At 70.2% G+C, this 16,810-nt stretch carries 16 protein-coding genes; 6 read left to right on the forward strand and 10 right to left on the reverse strand.

The annotated features are described in order from the left end of the window. Nucleotides 1-11 precede the first annotated feature (11 nt). On the forward strand, nt 12-572 hold the full coding sequence (locus GGQ54_RS07345) for a hypothetical protein (protein WP_179444798.1): 561 nt from the start codon (nt 12-14) through the stop codon (nt 570-572). Nucleotides 573-723: 151 nt separating this feature from the next. On the opposite strand, the gene GGQ54_RS07350 is transcribed toward GGQ54_RS07345, so the two are convergent. From GGQ54_RS07350 to GGQ54_RS07360, 3 genes are read right to left on the reverse strand one after another with little or no spacing between them, the layout of a single operon-like run. Further along, entirely contained in the window at nt 724-1,479 is a 756-nt protein-coding gene (locus tag GGQ54_RS07350; RefSeq protein ID WP_179444799.1) for an enoyl-CoA hydratase family protein, read from the reverse strand. Between the two features lie 46 nt (nt 1,480-1,525). Then, on the reverse strand, nt 1,526-2,455 hold the full coding sequence (locus tag GGQ54_RS07355) for a DNA-3-methyladenine glycosylase family protein (protein WP_343045887.1): 930 nt from the start codon (nt 2,453-2,455) through the stop codon (nt 1,526-1,528). Next, nucleotides 2,428-3,162 carry a DUF3152 domain-containing protein gene (locus GGQ54_RS07360; RefSeq protein ID WP_179444800.1) on the reverse strand — a complete coding sequence of 245 codons (735 nt, stop codon included), beginning with the start codon at nt 3,160-3,162 and terminating at the stop codon, nt 2,428-2,430. The genes GGQ54_RS07355 and GGQ54_RS07360 overlap by 28 nt, the downstream gene beginning before the upstream one ends. Nucleotides 3,163-3,380: 218 nt before the next feature. Here GGQ54_RS07360 and GGQ54_RS17600 point away from each other — a divergent pair, with 218 nt between their 5' ends. Continuing rightward, the gene (locus GGQ54_RS17600; RefSeq protein ID WP_179444801.1) at nt 3,381-4,844 is read left to right on the forward strand and encodes a YibE/F family protein; all 1,464 of its coding nucleotides are present in this window, start codon (nt 3,381-3,383) and stop codon (nt 4,842-4,844) included. Nucleotides 4,845-4,883: 39 nt separating this feature from the next. Continuing rightward, on the forward strand, nt 4,884-6,209 hold the full coding sequence (locus tag GGQ54_RS07370) for an MATE family efflux transporter (RefSeq protein ID WP_343045888.1): 1,326 nt from the start codon (nt 4,884-4,886) through the stop codon (nt 6,207-6,209). A 3-nt stretch (nt 6,210-6,212) separates the two neighbouring features. On the opposite strand, the gene GGQ54_RS07375 is transcribed toward GGQ54_RS07370, so the two are convergent. Beyond that, on the reverse strand, nt 6,213-9,137 hold the full coding sequence (locus GGQ54_RS07375) for a beta-galactosidase (RefSeq protein WP_179444802.1): 2,925 nt from the start codon (nt 9,135-9,137) through the stop codon (nt 6,213-6,215). Nucleotides 9,138-9,325: 188 nt separating this feature from the next. On the opposite strand from GGQ54_RS07375, the gene argE reads away from it, so the two are divergent. The 3 genes from argE (at nt 9,326) to GGQ54_RS07390 (ending at nt 12,921) form a co-directional block, all read left to right on the forward strand. Continuing rightward, nucleotides 9,326-10,498 carry an acetylornithine deacetylase gene (argE, locus tag GGQ54_RS07380; RefSeq protein ID WP_179444803.1) on the forward strand — a complete coding sequence of 391 codons (1,173 nt, stop codon included), beginning with the start codon at nt 9,326-9,328 and terminating at the stop codon, nt 10,496-10,498. A gap of 32 nt (nt 10,499-10,530) precedes the next feature. Next, nucleotides 10,531-11,793: an MFS transporter gene (locus GGQ54_RS07385; protein WP_179444804.1), complete on the forward strand. Its 1,263-nt coding sequence runs from the start codon at nt 10,531-10,533 to the stop codon at nt 11,791-11,793. A gap of 63 nt (nt 11,794-11,856) precedes the next feature. Then, nucleotides 11,857-12,921 carry an LLM class flavin-dependent oxidoreductase gene (locus GGQ54_RS07390; protein WP_179444805.1) on the forward strand — a complete coding sequence of 355 codons (1,065 nt, stop codon included), beginning with the start codon at nt 11,857-11,859 and terminating at the stop codon, nt 12,919-12,921. Nucleotides 12,922-12,925: 4 nt separating this feature from the next. Here the strand turns inward: GGQ54_RS07390 and GGQ54_RS07395 are convergent, their stop codons facing one another. The 6 genes from GGQ54_RS07395 to GGQ54_RS07420 form a co-directional block, all read right to left on the reverse strand. Continuing rightward, complete coding sequence (locus tag GGQ54_RS07395) at nt 12,926-13,774, reverse strand: hypothetical protein (protein ID WP_179444806.1); 849 nt, start codon at nt 13,772-13,774, stop codon at nt 12,926-12,928. A gap of 549 nt (nt 13,775-14,323) precedes the next feature. After that, complete coding sequence (gene rplI / locus GGQ54_RS07400) at nt 14,324-14,770, reverse strand: 50S ribosomal protein L9 (protein WP_179444807.1); 447 nt, start codon at nt 14,768-14,770, stop codon at nt 14,324-14,326. A gap of 19 nt (nt 14,771-14,789) precedes the next feature. Then, the gene (rpsR, locus tag GGQ54_RS07405) at nt 14,790-15,023 is read right to left on the reverse strand and encodes a 30S ribosomal protein S18 (protein WP_179444808.1); all 234 of its coding nucleotides are present in this window, start codon (nt 15,021-15,023) and stop codon (nt 14,790-14,792) included. Nucleotides 15,024-15,085: 62 nt separating this feature from the next. After that, a complete protein-coding gene (locus GGQ54_RS07410; protein ID WP_179444809.1) occupies nt 15,086-15,613 on the reverse strand; it encodes a single-stranded DNA-binding protein in 528 nt (175 codons plus the stop codon). An 89-nt stretch (nt 15,614-15,702) separates the two neighbouring features. Continuing rightward, the gene (gene rpsF / locus GGQ54_RS07415; protein ID WP_179444810.1) at nt 15,703-16,008 is read right to left on the reverse strand and encodes a 30S ribosomal protein S6; all 306 of its coding nucleotides are present in this window, start codon (nt 16,006-16,008) and stop codon (nt 15,703-15,705) included. A gap of 219 nt (nt 16,009-16,227) precedes the next feature. Further along, complete coding sequence (locus tag GGQ54_RS07420) at nt 16,228-16,794, reverse strand: NADPH-dependent FMN reductase (protein ID WP_179444811.1); 567 nt, start codon at nt 16,792-16,794, stop codon at nt 16,228-16,230. Nucleotides 16,795-16,810 lie beyond the last annotated feature (16 nt).

The following is a 16,810-nucleotide window of genomic DNA, read 5'->3' on the forward strand; positions in this document are numbered from 1 at the left end:
AAGGTCGAGGAATGAAGCCGACCAGGGCGCAGCGTCAGCCGAGTGATAGCGGCTCGACTCGGTGGACGGCAGGGACCACCCGGAAACAGGTCGCGCGTCACCCGACGTCAGGTGACGACGAAGCGCACAACGACCTGCCGGTGCTCTACGTACCTTCGTGGCTACCGAAGGACCCGCACGCGCCGATCGCGATCGAGCATGATCGCAAAGGCCGAATCAGCCACTACCCGAACCCATCCCAACTACGGACCGAGCGACAGTGTCAGGACTGGCAGGCGCGGGCCGAAGGCGAGATCGACGAGATCTCAAGCGGCGCAGCGCTCGAGTGGCAAATCAGAGTGTCGGCCGTGCCCTCGGCCTTGATTGCAGGGGTCGCCGGGGCCGTCGTGTTGTCGTTCGAGCAATCGGCCTGGCCAACGGTTGTGGCCATTCTCGTGGTCATGATCGTCTGGCTCGGCGCGGTCCTCGCCAGCTGGCGCGGGCTCAAGGCCGTGCGCAGGCTGAGGATCCTCGCCGAGCTCTACGGCCGACGCGAGCGCGAACTCAAGTCGGCACGGACGCCGCCACAGTGAGCGACTGAACGAACCGCACGCCGGTCGGATGTTCCGGCCTGCGAACTCCCGCTCGATGAACGCTCCGACACTTCGCCGGAATGCCTCGTGTTCGTCGGAGAGCACCATTGCCCCGTTCGCTGAGGCAGGCGACGGGGTCGCGCCGGCGCACTCATTGCGCCCAGCGCGGCGGCCGCTTGGCGAGGAAGGCGGCCATCCCCTCCCGGGCCTCCTCGCTGACGAACAGCGACTCCGAGTGATCGGCCAGCCCGTCGATCCGGGCGTCGAAGTCGGCGAGCAGCGCCGCGTTCAGGGTCCGCTTGGTTTCCCGCAGCCCCTGCGGCGATCCCTTCACCAGCTCGGCCAGCAACTCGTCGACGGCCGCGCCGAGGTCGTCCACCCGCGCGTTCAGGAAGCCCATCTCCACCATCTGCGCCGTGTCGTGCCGGGCGCCGCCGAGCATCAGCCGGGCCGCATCGCGATCGCGCAGCCGCGGCAGCACCACGACGGAGATCACCGACGCGGCCAGGCCGAGGCGTACCTCCGTCAGCGCGAAGCTCGCCGCATCCGTCGCGACGGCAAGATCACAGGCGCCGACCAGCCCCACACCGCCGGCGCGCACATGCCCGTCCACCGCGGCGATCACCGGCAGCTCGTGGGTGATCAGGTCGCGCATCAGCGGCAGCATCAGCCGCGCCGGCTGGTCCTCCGGCGCCGCCCGGCGCGCCTCGGCCAGGTCGACCCCGGCGCAGAAGGTGTTGCCGGTGTGGGAGAGCACCACCGCGCGCGCGGCCGGTTCGGCGCTCGCGCCGGCCAGCGCCTCGCGGGCCTCGGCGATCAACTGCCCGGACAGGGCGTTGCGGTTCTCGGGCGAGTCGAAGATCACCCAGTACGCGTTGCCGCGCAGCTCCGTGCGTACCCTGCTCATCCGGTCCCTTTCGCCGTCGAATCCGTGGGCCATCCTGCCGCAGGGCTCAGCGGGGCAGATGGGTGGGCAGCGAGCGGCGCGGACCGCGCCGCTCCGGTCCCAGGCCGGCGCTCATGATCAACAATTGCACCCGAAGCCGGTGCCCGCGCCACGGCTCAAGCAACTCGGTGGCCACCTCGTCGGACGTCCGATCCTCACCGGTCAGCGCGAAGATGATCATCCGCGGCACGTGGTAGTCGCCGATCGACCAGGCATCGGGATCGCCGTGGGCGACCGCGCGGACCTCCGCCGAGGTCCAGGGGCCGACCCCCGGCAGCGAGCGCAGCGCCGCGTCGACATCGGCCGATTCGAGGGTACGCTCCAGCGCCGCGGCCCGGCGCGCCCCGCGGACCAGCGCCGTCGACCGCTTGCCGTCCACCATCGCCCGCAACCACTCCCAGCTCGGGATCGCGGCCCACCCGGCGCCGTCGGGCTGGACGCACATCCCGTACGCCGGCGAGGCCGGGTCCCGCGCAGGGCCGGGCGCCGGCTCGCCGAACCGCCGGACCAGCCGCCGGAAAGCCCCGAAGGCCTCGCGGCCGGTCACCTTCTGTTCGATCACCGTCGGCGCGAAGGCCTCCAGCACCGCCCGGGTGCGCCCGATCCGCAGCCACGGGTTGCGGCGGGCCAGATCGACCAGCAGCGGGTGCCGAGGCTCGAACCCGGCGGCATCGTCGTGCAGCCCGAGCAACTCGGGCACCTGCTCCAGCACCCAATCGGCGCCGCTGCCCCATGCCCGCGCGACGATCGCCTCCCCCTCGCGGTGCAGCCGCAGCAGCGCCGGGCCCTGCGGCGTCCGGGTGGCACGCCACCAGCCGTCGCTCGCACGCCGGTGGGTCGGATCGCCCGCACCGCGGCGCAGCCGGCCGATCGCCTGCCCCAGGTCAACCGGGGTGCGGATCCGGCGGGTCAGTTCGGCCACGGGTAGGGCTTGCACTTCCCGACACCCTTGGTCTGCTGCATCATCAGCGGGGCGCGCTCGCCGGCGGCCGGGCAGCCCTCGTGGCCGTGCCCGAGGAAGTGCCCCACCTCGTGGTTGACCAGATAGCGCCGATAGTTCTCCATGTCATCGCCGTAGGCCCGGGCCCCGAGCAGCCAGCGCTTGGCGTTCAGATTGACCTCGTTCCCGTTGCGGCAGCTCAGCTCGCCGCCGGTGCGGGCCGGTAGGCAGTTCTTGTCGGTGGTCGCGGGGGTGGCGATGTTGATCGTCAGGTCGGCACTGTCGCCGGACCCGACGAAATCGAATCGAAGATTCTCCGAGCGCTGCCAGCTCCGGTCGTCGTGCAGGATCTTCGCCGCCTCCTTGGCCGCATCGTCGGCCTTGATCGGCAGGGTCTTCTCCACCCGGACCCGGACCCGGACGGTACGCCCGTCCCCGCGGTCGGACTCGGCGGCGAACCTCGACGTCTGCCAGGTGCCGGGCCCGCGCTCGGGGATCCTGGGCGGCTCGGCCTTCTTCTTCGGGTCCGGCCGCTGCTCGGGGGTGGGCTCCGGACCCTCGTCCTCCTCGACCTCGACGGTCGGCGTGACCGACGGCGTCGGCGTCGGTTCGACGACGGCGTCGGGGATCGCGATGGTTGCCTGGTCCTGCGGGGTCGCGGCGCGCACGGCCATCGCGACCGGCACGGTGAGCGCCAGAACCACACAGGCGATGGTGATCGGACGGGCCAGCGGGGCGCCACCGGGCCGCAGCTCGCGCCCACCGCGCGTACCCTCGTCGGTGCCGCGCGCGCGGCGCGGACCGGAGGCGGCCGCGCGCCGCGGATGTCGGGCATCGCGGCGCGGCGAGGTATCTTGCCGTGGGTCCGGATGAGCCCCCCGACCCGAATGACCTGTCACGACGACTCAGACTAGGCGAACCCGTGAGCGAGAACCCAGTACGCAACCGCGGCATGACCGCGCACTCGCACATCGCGCTGCACGACGACCCGGCACCGCTGTCCGAGGAGGACATCGCGCGCCAGCGGCGGGCCACCCGGATCATGATCCTGGTGCTGATCCCGATCGCGTTGTGGACGCTGGTGGGACTGATCGTGATGTGGCCCGGCAATGTCAGCGACCACCTGCGGGGCAATACGGCGTACTCCCAGGCCGATGTCAGCGTGCAGCGCGCGCGGATCCTCGAGGTACGCGAGATCAGCAGCTCGGGCCAGGTCGGCAGCGACGGCACCAACGACCCGCGCCCGGCCGCCGATCTGACCGTCGAGCTGCTCGACGGGCCCGAGGCAGGCCAGCAGACCCAGATCAGCATGCAGCCGGCCGTCTATTCCTCCGGGGTCGCGGTCGGGCAGACCGTCACCGTCTATCGCGTGCCCATCGAGGGCGCCCCGGCGTCCTACCAGTTCACCGACTTCGAACGGACGGTGCCGCTGATCACGATGGCGCTCCTGTTCGCGGTGGCGCTGGTGGCGATCGCGCGCAAACGCGGCGCGCTGGCCCTGGTCGGGCTGGCGTTCTCCGCGTTCATCATCGTGAAGTTCATGTTGCCGGCGCTGATCTCGGGCTCCAGTCCGGTGCTGGTCGCGCTGTTCGGCGGGTCGGCGATCTTGTTCGTGGTGCTCTATGTCACCCACGGATTCTCCGTCCGCACGACGACGGCCCTGCTCGGCACCCTGTTCGGCATGTATGTGGCGACGTTCCTCGGCTGGCTGGCGAGCACCTGGGCGCACCTGACCGGCGTGGGCAGCGAGGACGACTCGCTGCTGTGGGCCTCGGCGCCGGACATGCAGCTCACCGGGGTGGTGATCTGCGCGATCATCATCGCCTCGGTCGGGGTGCTGAACGACGTGACGATCACCCAGGCCTCGGCGGTCTGGGAGCTGTCCAGCGTCGACCCCGAGGGCAAGCGGCTGTTCAGTCGCGCCATGCGGATCGGCCGCGACCACATCGCCTCGACCGTCTACACCATCGCCTTCGCGACCACCGGCGCCTCGCTCGCCACCTACCTGATGCTGGTGGTCTACAACCGGCCGCTGCTCGACGTGATCGGGCTGGAGCAGTTCTCGATGGAGATCATCGCGACGATGGTCGGCGCAATCTCGGTGATCTTGGCGATGCCGCTGACCACCGCCATCGGCGTTGCCGTGGTCAGCGCCACCCGCGGCCGGATCGGCGACCTGAAGCCCGCGACCGAGGGCGGTACGCCCGGTGGGCACCCCGACGACGAGCTGCTCGACCTCGACACCAGCCACCCGGACTGGGTGCCGAGCGCGCCGAGCCAGCGCGGGCGGCGGCTGCCCAAGCTGCCGCGGCCGTCGCTGCCGCGTCCTTCGCGCGGTGAGGGCGGCGACGAGCCGGAGGGCCCGAAGCCGCGCCGCCAGGCCTGAATCACACCGGTGTAGTTATCCCCACTGTGGAAAAGCCCTGTGGATAACTCGCGCGCGGGTACGCCGCCGCGCTCCGTCGGCCGGGAGATCCTCGCGCTGGCGATCCCGGCGTTCGCGACGCTCGTCTCCGAGCCGCTGATGCTGCTGGCCGACTCGGCGATCGTCGGCCACCTCGGCACCACCCAGCTCGCCGGGCTCGGCCTGGCCGGCAGCGTGCTCAACGTCACCGTCGGCCTGTGCGTGTTCCTCGCCTATGCCACCACCGCGACCGTCGCCCGTCGGCTCGGCGCCGGCGACCGGACCGGGGCGCTCGGCGCCGGTGTCGACGGGCTGGTGCTGGCCGGAGTGCTCGGGATCGCGCTGGTCGTGGTCGCGCAGGTGGCCGGGCGTACCGTCCTCGGCTGGTACGCCCCACCGGCCGCCGTGCTGGACCAGGGCCTCGCCTACTTCCGGATCGCCTCGCTCGGGCTGCTGCCGCTGCTCGCGATCCTGGCGGCGACCGGGGTGTTGCGTGGGCTGCAGGACACCCGGACGCCGCTGTACGTGGCGGTGACCATCAATCTCGCGAACATCGGGCTGAACTTCGCGCTGGTCTACGGCGCCGGCCTGGGCATCGCCGGCGCCGCGCTCGGCACGGTGATCGCGCAGTCGCTCGGGGCACTCGTGCTGGTCGGGGTGGTGCTGCGCGGCGCTGCCCGGGCCGGCGCCCCGCTCCGGCCGCATCCCGTCCGGGTGCTGGTCGCGGCGCGGGCCGGCGGCTGGCTGTTCCTGCGCACGCTCAGCCTGCAGGCCGCCACCGTGATCGGCACGGTGATCGCGACCCGGTTCGGCGCGCCGTCGCTGGCCGCCCATCAGGTGACCGGCGCCATCTTCATCTTCCTGGCCTTCGCGCTGGACGCCCTGGCGATCGCGGCCCAGGCCATCGTCGGCAAGACCCTGGGCGCGGGCGATGCGGCTCGGGCGCGGGCGCTGCTGCGAACCCTGCTCTGGTGGGGCGCCGGCGCAGGCGTGATCTTCGGGGCGGCGCTGGCGCTGGGACGCGGGGCGCTGGCGGGCCTGTTCACGCCGGACCCGCAGGTCCAGGCGCTGCTCGGGGCGACGCTCATCGTGTTGGCCCTGGCCCAGCCGGTCGCCGGGCTGGTGTTCGTGCTCGACGGGGTGCTGATCGGCGCCGGCGACGCGCGCTACCTCGCGGTGGCGGGCGTCTGCGCGCTGGCGGCGTACCTGCCGCTGGCGCTCGTCGTCGCCGGGCTCGACGCCGGGATCGCGTGGCTGTGGGCGGCCTGGGCGGGCTACCTGGTGGCGCGGCTGGTCACGCTGGGGGTGCGTGCCCGCGGCGAGGGCTGGCTGCGGCTGGGGATCTGAGGATCACCGCCCCGGGCTGTCGACCAGCGGCACCTCCAGCGGGCTGTTCGCGCGCCCGAGTTCGGTGAAGGAGACCTCCCCGATCCCGCCGGTCGTCGCGTCGGTGTTCCACGACGCGATGGCGATGGTGTTCTCCCCGTTCTCGTCCAGGATGCCCCGCGGGATCGGGAAGGTACGCTGCGGCCCGGTGTCGGCCACATAGCGTCCGAGTTGCCAGCCGTTGACGAAGATCAGCGCTCGCCGGTGCACCCCGGCGCTCGGCTCGGTGATCGTCAACCCGATCGAGGCATCGAGGCCGTCCGGTACGTCGAGAGTGGCCGTGGTGCGGTACCAGGTGACGCCCGGGGTGCGCTGGTCGTCGTTCGGCACCTGTGCCGGCCGCCAGGCCGAGTCGTCGAAGCCGGGCAGACCCCAACCCTGCTGCTCGCCCCACAGGCCGCCGTTGTTCAGCGGTCCCCGCGTTCGGTCGGCATGATCCTCACCGCCCGCATTGCCCTGCAGGCGCCAGTCGATCGCCGGGTTCAGCGCGCCGGAGCGGCCGCTGAGCGCGACCTTGCTGATCCCGATCGGCACCTTCCAGCGACCGGGGATGGTCAGTTGGTACTGACCCTGGCCCTGCAACTGGATGGCGAGGACGTTCGGCCGATTCGGGCGTACCGTCCCGGCCGGGATGGCGAAGGACTTTTCGACGGCGTTCTGCTGACCGGTGGTGCCATGGCTGCCCAGGAAGACACCGTTGAGCCAGACCGAGTAGTCCCCGCCCGATCCGTCGGAGGAGAAGTGGGCCGTCAGGTCGAGCCTGGTCGGGATCCGGTCGGTGCTGAAGCGCCCGCGATAGAAGATGTCGCCGGTGTGGAAGCCGTAGTCGTCGGCGTACAGCGACACGGGCGTCTGGGGCACCACCTGGTAGTTGGTGGTGGTCCTGTCCGCCCGGACCCAACCGGAGTCGTCGAAGCCCGGCGCGGTCTGCGGGTCGACCGGTGAGCGCCGCCAGTCGGTCAGCTCCGGCAACGCGAGCTCCGCGGGGGCCGGCAGTTCAGCCCCGGCGCGGATGCCGTCGCCGTTCCAGGTGATCGCCGTGGCGCTCGCGGCGCGCCCGTGCACCGTGACGGTCCGGCCGGCGCCGGTGGTGTCGCCGGTCAGTGTGAGCCGCCCCGCGGACAGCGTCGCGCTGCGCACCAGGTCCGGGCCCTCGATCACCAGGGGCCCGTCGTCGGCGGGCAGCACCCAGAAGCGCTGCGCGCGTTCGCTGTCGGCGATGACCAGGGTCAGGTCGCGATAGCCGCCGCCGTCGATGGTCACCGTGGCGACGCCGTCATGGCGGTAGTCCAGGCGCAGCTCGCCGGTGGCCCGATCCCAGGTGGTGCTGACCTCGCCGCCGTCGACCGAGACCTTCGGCTGCCGGGTACCGCGGTAACGCAGCACGGTCTGTCCGGCATCGCCCTTCGTCCCGTACAGGACGCCGAGCCGCCCCCGGCCACGACCGGGCGCATCGACCATCAGGTCCGAGGTGGTGTAGGCCAGTTCGGCTCCGGGATTGCCCCCGTCGCCGCTACCGAAGATGTAGTCGGTGAGCACCGTGCGCGACTCACGCGGCCCGACGCGCAGCTCCGGCGTACCCTCCGCCGGGATCGTCCGCTCGCCCGTTCTGGTGGGCACGGTGACCCGCACGGAGCGGTCGGCGCGGGCGTTCCAGTCGCCGCGGTGGTGCACGAAGTTGAACTGGGTGCCGGTCTCGGGATTGCGGCGCGCCTCGACCCGCACGTCCGCGTCGGTCACCGCGGGGGCTGGCGCAGGGTCGGTCCGGCGCAGTGGCGCGAAGGTCGACATGAAGTAGGCCCGCGCCTTCGACTCGTAGTACTTGGCCGGCAGTACGCGATCCTCGGGTACGCCCGCGCCGTAGTCGTAGGAGGTGTAGAGCGGCGGGCTGGCCGACCAGCCCCAGTTGGTTCCCCCGACCGCCATGTAGATGCCCTGCATGGTGTAACCGCTGGCAAGCGCGACATTGCGCAGCGCGATCTCGGCCTTCCCGTCGACGTAGCGTTCGGTGCAGTTGGCGTACCCGCCACCGCCCCAGTAGTCGAACATGCCGCCCTGGTACTCGACCATGTAGCGCGGGGTCCCCGGCTTGAAGTCCCAGAAGTCCTCGAAAAGGTCCGGGACGCGACCCTGGGGCGCCTTGCAGTCCCAGCCGATCGGGTAGGTGTCCTTGCCCGAGATGTCGACCAGGTCGTCCCAGGTGCCGCAGTTGTTCGCGGTCAGCGGCACGGTGATCCCGTCCTCGGTGACCTGGTCGACCATCGCCGCCATGTACGCGCGGTCGGGCTCGCGCTGCAGGTTGTCCCGGCAGTACTCGTTGTCGACCTGGTAGCCGATCACCGGGCCGCCGAACTGCCACTGCCGGGGTGCGATGATCTCGTCGACGGACGCCAAGTACTCCCGCCCGGCATCCAACATGGTCCGGGTCGCGCCGCGGCCCGGGTCCTCCGATGCCTTGATCCAGCCGGGCAGGCCGCCCGCGCTCGTCTCCGCGCCGATGAACGGCCCGGGGCGAACGATCACGAAGAGGCCGAGCTCGCCTGCGTAGTCGATCACCGCACCGAGGTCGCGGACTCCTGACCAGTCGAACTCCCCGGCCCGCGCCGAGACCTGATTCCAGGCCACGTAGAGCGACACCGCGTTGTAACCGCCCGCTCGCACCTTCTCCAGCTTGTCCCGCCACACCCCCGGACTCGGGTCGCGGAAGTAGTGATACTCCGCGGCGTAGATGTACTCCCGCTTGCCGTCGATGATCATCGAGTCACCGTCGTAGGAGACCGTGCGACCGTCGACCACCGGTGGCAGAGCGGGCTCGGCTCTGGCGAGTTGCGGCAGGGCCACCACGGCACACAGCACGGAGACGACGATCGCAACGATGCGCTTGATCATGGCCGGGGGGCTCCTTTGCCGCGGACCGCCACTGATTGATTCAGACTGATCGGACCAATATGGCGAATCCTCGTGATAATGCGGGGTTTCTGGGAGATCTCCGTATCAATGGTCGGATGTCAAGACCTCCGTGGCATCCGCATGGTGGGCGGGATGCGCGGCCGGGCGGCTCGTGCTGACATGGACCCGTGAGCGATGACAACACACCCAGGTCGCTGCCCTGGATCGAACGCCTGGTCAGCTTGGACACCACCAGCCGAGACTCCAACCTTCCGCTGATCGAGACGGTGAGCGCGGAGTTCCGGCGCCACGGCATCGAACCGCACGTGTTCCCGAACGCCGACGGCAGCAAGGCCAATCTGGTGGCCACCGTGCCCGCGGCCGACGGCACCACCTCCGGCGGCGTCGTGCTATCCGGGCACACCGACGTGGTGCCGGTCGACGACCAGGACTGGGACTCCGACCCGTTCGTGCCCGAGGTACGCGACGGCCGGGTCTACGGCCGCGGGACCGCCGACATGAAGAGCTTCACCGCGGTCGGGCTGACCTACCTACCCGAGATGGTCGCCGCCGAGTTGCGCGAGCCGATCCATTTCGCCCTGACCTATGACGAGGAGGTCGGCTGCCTCGGCGGGGAGGAGATCGTCAAGCAGATCGCCGACCTCGGCCTGGCACCGCGCGCGGCGATCGTCGGCGAGCCGACCTCGATGCGGGTGATCAGGGGGCACAAGTCGATCAACCTGATCCGCGTCGAGTTCACCGGGGTGGCCGCGCACTCCTCGCTGACCAGCTCCGGGGTGAACGCGATCGAGTACGCCGCGGAGTTGATCACCTTCGTCCGCTCGATCGCCGACGCCTGGCGGGCCGACGGGCCGTTCGACGAGGCGTACCCGCTGGCCTACTCCACCGCCAGCGTGAACCTGATCCGCGGCGGGATCGCCTCCAACACCGTGCCCGAGGAATGCTTCGTGGAGCTGGAGTTCCGCGGCATCGCCGAGATCGACCCGGACGAGATCATCGACCGGATCCGCGGCAAGGCCGACGAGCTGGCCGAGCGGATGCGCGCGGAGAATCCCGCCGCCGGCATCGAGGTGAAGGTGCTGGCCAAGGTGCCCGGCCTGGACACCCCCGGCGACTCCGCGGCGATCGCGCTGGGTGATCAATTGGGCGCGATCCCGAGCGAGGAGAAGGTCACCTACGGCACCGAGGCCGGGCAGTTCGCCGGCTCCGGCATCGAGACAGTGGTCTGCGGTCCGGGCGACATCGCGCAGGCGCACGCCGCGAACGAGTACGTCGCGCTCGACCAACTCGTGGCCTGTGAACGCTTCGTCGAGAAGCTGATCAAGGTATTGTCCGGGTAGTCTGCCGAGGAATCGGCCCGGGAGGAGACCCGATGAGCGCGACCGCACCGACCGCCTACGATCCCGCCCGCGCCCGACGGGCGGTGGTTGCCGCCAGCCTGGGCAACGTGCTGGAGTGGTTCGACATCATCGTCTACGCCTTCATGGCGCCGGTGATCGCTCGGTTGTTCTTCCCGGGCGAGGATGAGACCGTCAAGCTGATCAGCGCGTACCTCGGCATCGGCGTCAGCTATCTGATCCGTCCGCTGGGCGCGGTGATCATCGGCAACTACGGCGATCGGCACGGCCGTAAGGCGGCCCTGACCCTGACCATCGGGCTGATGACGCTCGGGGTGGCGATCATGGCCTTCGCGCCGACGTACGCGATGATCGGGGTCGGCGCCCCGGTGGTGTTGCTGATCTCCCGCCTGGTGCAGGGCTTCTCCGCGGGCGGCGAGTTCGGCTCGGCGACGGCCTTCATGACAGAGAACAGCGGGTCGCGCAAGGCGTTCTACGCGAGCTGGCAGGTCGCTACCCAGGGCGCGTCGTTGCTGCTCGCCGGGCTCGCCGGCTGGCTCCTGTTCAGCTTCCTCGACCCGGCCGCGCTGGACTCCTGGGGTTGGCGGGTGCCGTTCATCTTCGGGCTGCTGATCGGCCCGGTCGGGCTGTGGATCCGCAGCCAGTTGCCCGACACCGCCGAGTTCGCCGCGGCGTCGCCGGAGTCGTTCCCGCTGCGCGCGGCGTTCGCCAAGTACATCGGCCGGATCCTGGTCGCCGCGATGTGCGTCGGGGTCGCGACCATGAGCGTTTACCTGATCACCTACCTGCCTGCGTTCGCGATGAAGCTCGGTCTGCCGAACTGGTCGGGGTACGCCGGGGCGTTCCTCGCCGGGTTGGTCGCGCTCGTGTTGTCGCCCTTCGTCGGGATGCTGGCGGATCGGATCGGGCAGACCCGGATCATGATCGTCGCGGCCGTCGTCGGGATCGTCGCCGTGGTGCCGATGGTGCAGTTGATCATCTCCACCGGGGCGGTCTGGGCGCTGCTGGTGGTCGAGGTGGTGCTCGGGCTGTTGATGGCGACGTACTTCGCCCCCCTGCCGTCGCTGATGGCGCAGCTCTTTCCCGTGCAGGTGCGGGCGACCGGGCTGTCGGTGGGCTACAACATCGGGGTGACCGCGATGGGCAGCTTCGCGCCGGCAATCCTGGCCAACTGGGTGCAGTCCACCCCGCTGGCGCCGGGCTTCTACTACATCATCGTGGGCGTCATCTCGCTGATCGGGCTGGCGCTGGCACGCCGGGTGTACCACCAGCCCTGATGCGCCGGAATACCGGCCGAAGATTGACTGTTCAATCATCAACGTGAGTCGTGGGAGGACGAGATGGCAGTTGATCCGGCAGCGGTGAAGTTCGGGCTGAACACCTTCGGCACGGTCGTGCCCGATGAGCAGGGCAAGGAGCCGGGCGGCGCGGAGGTGATCCGGCAGGTCGTCGAGGAAGGGGTGTTGGCCGACGAGCTGGGCCTGGACGCGTTCGATGTCGGCGAGCACCACCGGCCTGACATGGCCGTCAGCGCGCCGGACATCGTGCTCGCGGCGCTGGCCGGGCGTACCTCGAAGGTGAAGCTCGGTTCCGCGGTGACGGTGCTCAGCTCCGACGACCCGGTCCGGGTGTTCGAGCGGTTCTCCACCATCGACGCGATCTCCCGCGGTCGCGCGGAGGTGATCCTGGGGCGCGGATCGTTCACCGAGTCGTTCCCGCTGTTCGGCTTCGATCTGGCCGACTACGACATGTTGTTCTCGGAGAAGCTTGACCTGTTCGCGGAGTTGATCAAGGAACGGCCGGTGACCTGGTCCGGCAGCCACCGGCGGCCGCTGGAGGGCGCGGACGTCTTCCCCAAGACCGAGTCGGGACGGCTCGGCGCGTGGATCGGCGTGGGCGGCAGCCCGGAGTCGGTGGTGCGCACCGTGAACTACCAGATCCCGATGATGCTGGCGATCATCGGCGGCGACTCCGAGCGCTTCGTGCCCTATGTCGATCTCTACGAGCGGGCGCAGGCGGCGTACCGCGAGCAGGTCGACGCCTCGGCGCCGGAGCGGCTGCCGCTCGGGGTGCACTCGCCGGGTTTCGTCGGCGAGGACGACGAGTCGGCGCGGGAGGCGTACTGGCCCGGGTACGCGCGGATGCGCGAGCGGATCGGGCGCCAGCGCGGCTGGCCGCCGCCGACCCGGGAGGAGTTCGACGAGGAGACGCGGACCGGCAGCCAGTACGTCGGCTCGCCCGAGACCGTCGCCCGCCGGATCGCCCGCACGATCTCGCTGCTGCAGGCGGACCGGTTCGACCTGAAGTACGACGGCGCGGTCGGCCATGATCAACTGATGGGCTCCATCGAGCGGTACGCCACCCAGGTGGTGCCCCGCGTCCGGGAGCTGCTGGCCGAAGGCTGATCGGTCAGGCCGCGACCGGCGCGCTCACCCCCAGTGCGGCGGCGAGCTGGACGAAGAACGCGTCGGGCTCCAGGCGCAGGCCGAGAAGCGAGATCTGCAGCACCCGGTCGGCGTCGAGGGTGAGGTCGTTGGCGCGCAGGTCGTCTTCGATCGTCGCCAGTCCCCAACCGTGCTGGGCGCCGTTGATCTCGACGACCACCCCGGGGCCATCGAAGTACGCGTCGAGGTAGTAGCTGCCGTGGCGGCCTGCCCGGCGCACCTGCCGGGTCGGTTCCGGGAGCCCGCGGGTGCGACACATCGCCGCGAAGTCGAGTTCGCCGAGGGAGTGCGCCCCGTCACAGATGTCCGGAATGAAGCGATCGAGGCGCTTGCGGTTGGACACGCGACCCGTGTCGCGCCACGCCTGCTCGAGGTGAGCGGGCGTGATCAGGCGCTGTTGCACGGGAAGGCACAGCAACAACGCGGGCTGGCGGTCCGAGGTGGCCCATCGGGCGGCATTGATCGCCGCAACCTCGAGGAGCACCCGCGGGAGACCGGCGCGCGTTGCGCGTGCGACGCGGCCCGGGCGGTGCAGGATGACGCCGGGCAGCCCGTCGGCAAGCAGTGCACTCACACCGTCGAGTGCCGCCCCCGGACCTGACTCCCAGACCGCCCACCAGAGCAACGCGCGACCGCCCGGCTCGCCGTCGATGGCAATCGTGTGCCTGCCGTGCACAGCCCATCGCCCGGCGCGCACCTCTCCGCGGACATCCTCCCGGGTGATCCCGATCCGTCGCAGGTCACGGCGGTGCGCGACGCCATCATGATCATCGGCGAGCCCGCGAACGAGACCCGCACGCCGTCGTCGTTCCATGCGCACCCATGCTGGCGAGCCCTTGCGGTGCTCGGCCAGCCGCTCGGGACGTTGTCCACAGGTCGCTTCGGGATGGGTGGTCATCCCGCACGCGAGGATCATGCAAAGGGCGGAAGATGTGCCGCGTTGTGCATGATCCTCGTCAACCCAGGTCCGCTACTTGCGACGTGCCGACGACACGGTCGCCCGTCGCGCCACGACGGCGCCCGTGACGCCCCCGACTGCTGCCGCAACCCATGTGCTCGGCGCCCACACTCCCCCGACACCGGCTTCGCTGAGCGCCGACCCGACAGCAACGCAGCCGACTGCGGCCACGATGCCGAGCAGCGCCCCGATCAGACATGCACGCATCGGTGTGCTCCGTTCGCTCGAGGCAGGTGACGTTCTTCTGCTGTCGCTACACGTACCAGCCACGGTTCAGGTGCACAACGATTGGCGGTGACACCAACCTGCCCTGGCAGGGGCGCCTGTCGGCTCAGCCAGCTTCGAGAACACGAAGGCCCGGGCCCCTTGGGGACCCGGGCCGACGTGTCGGTCAGCGAGGAATGATCACTCGGCGTCGACCTGCACCGGCAGGTGCGCGGTGACGGCGTCGTGCAGCTTCACGCCGACGGTGTGCTTGCCGACGGTCTTGATCGGCTTGGCGATCTCGACGGAGCGCTTGTCGACGTTCGGGCCACCGGCCTTCTTGATCGCCGTGGCGATGGTGGCCGGGGTGATGCCGCCGAACAACTGGCCGTTGTCGCCGGCGCGTACCGCCAGCGACACGGACAGGCCCTCGATCTGCTCGCGCAGCTCCTGGGCGTGCTCGGCGTCGCGGACCTGGCGGGCATCGCGCGCCCGCTTGATGCCGTCGATCTGCTTCTCCGCGCCCCGGGTCCACGCAATGGCGTACCCCTGCGGGAGCAGGAAGTTGCGGCCGTAGCCGTCCTTGACCTCGACGACGTCCCCGGCGATGCCGAGGTTGTCGACGGGGCTGGTGAGGATGAGCTTCATCTGCGTCGTCCTTCCTTGCTCAGCGAGCCGTCGTGGCGTACGGGAGCAGCGCCATCTCGCGGGCGTTCTTGATCGCCATCGCGACCTTGCGCTGGTCCTGCACGGACAGCCCGGTCACCCGGCGGGCACGGATCTTGCCCCGCTCGGAGATGAACTTCCGCAGCAACTGCGTGTCCTTGTAGTCGACCTGACCGATGCGAACGGTCTTGGTCGGGACGACCTTCTTCTTCTGGATTGGCTTGCGTGAGGCCATTGTGGTGCTTCCTCCTTATGAAGCCCGGCTCGCGCCGGAATGTGCCTGATCTGGATATTTGGTCAGAACGGGGGCTCGTCGCTCTGGGCGCCGGCCCACGGGTCATTGCCGCCCTGGGGCCGCTGCTGGCCACCGCCACCGCCGCCCCACGGGTCATTGCCGCCGCCCTGGGACTGCTGGCCGCCGTAGCCACCGCCGCGCTGGCCCCCGCCACCGCCACCGCCGCCGCTGGTCTTGGTGACATCGGCGGTCGCATAGCGCAGCGACGGGCCGATCTCGTCCACGTCGATCTCGAAGACGGTACGCTTCTCGCCCTCGCGGGTCTCGAAGCTGCGCGACTTCAGCCGGCCCTGGACGACGACCCGCATCCCCTTCTGCAGGGACGAGGCCACGTTCTCGGCCGCCTGACGCCACACGGAGCAGTTGATGAACATCGCTTCGCCGTCGCGCCACTCCTGGGTCTGCCGGTCGAAGGTCCGCGGCGTCGAGGCCACGGTGAAGTTGGCCACGGCGGCCCCCGACGGGGTGAACCGGAGCTCCGGGTCGGCCGTCAGGTTGCCGACGAGGGTGATGATCGTTTCGCCTGCCATGTCTCGTCTCTCGATCGGGTGAGCGGTATCGGGCCCAGCCTGCCACCTGCCGCCGACAATCGGGCCGGGGCGGGTGGATCTGTGATGACTCAGCGCATCTTCTTGGCGTGCAGCTCCGGGCGGATCACCTTGGTGCGGACGATCTGCTCGTTGATGCCGAACTGCCGATCCATCTCCTTGACGGCGTCCGGGGTGGCGGTCAGATCGATGACCGCGTAGATCCCCTCGGACTTCTTCTGGATCTCGTAGGCGAACCGGCGCCGGCCCCAGACATCGACATTGTCGACGGTGCCGCCGGCCTTGGTGATCACGGACAGGTGCTTCTCCAGGATCGGAGTGACCTGACGATCGTCGGTCTCGGACTGCAGGATGACCATGACTTCGTACTTGCGCATACGCGAACTCCACCTCCTCTGGTCTCGAGCGGCCACGGGACGGTCCCGTGACAGGAGGGCGAATGCCTGGCCCGGGGCGACAGGTGCCGTCCGGGCCGCGTGACATGGTACGCCACCCCCGCCGCCGCGGCGAATCTGCGCCGCCCGTCAGATTTGTTTCCGCAGTTGAGCCCGCCATCGGGCTCGCTGAGCGGGCTCAACTGCGGAAACAACGGGGAGTCAGCTCGCGGGGCGCAGCTTGGCGGTGACCCGGGCCAGCTCGTCCAGCATGGCGTTCGCCGCGGCCGTGCGCTCGGGATCGGGGACGACCCTCCCCTCGGCGTCGAGGGACTTCGCGGCGAAGGGCACGTTCACGGCCTCGAACACGGGCACCATCCGCAGCGTGGTCACGACCTGCTTGAGCTGCTGGATGGCTCGCGTACCGGCGCCGATCCCGCCGTAGCCGACGAACCCGACCGCCTTGTCGTGCCACTCGTTGTGCAGGAAGTCGATCGCGTTCTTCAACACCGCGTTGTAGCCGTAGTTGTACTCCGGGGTGACGAAGACATAGGCATCGCCGCGGGCGATGGTGGCGCTCCAGTCCCGGGTGTGTTGATGCTGGTAGTCGCCGAGCCGCGGATGCTTCGGCTCGTCGAGGAACGGCAGCCCGACCTCGGCAAGGTCGATCAGCTCGACCCGGAAGCCGCCGTGCTCGCGCGCAATCTCGGCGAACCATTCGCCGAAGGCCCTCCCGACGCGCCCCGGGCGCGTGCTGGCGATGATCACCTGGAGGACGGGCTCGGTCATCGGATGTGCTCCTCGA

It is taken from the genome of Naumannella cuiyingiana, from assembly GCF_013408305.1.
Classification (GTDB): Bacteria; Actinomycetota; Actinomycetes; order Propionibacteriales; family Propionibacteriaceae; genus Naumannella; species Naumannella cuiyingiana.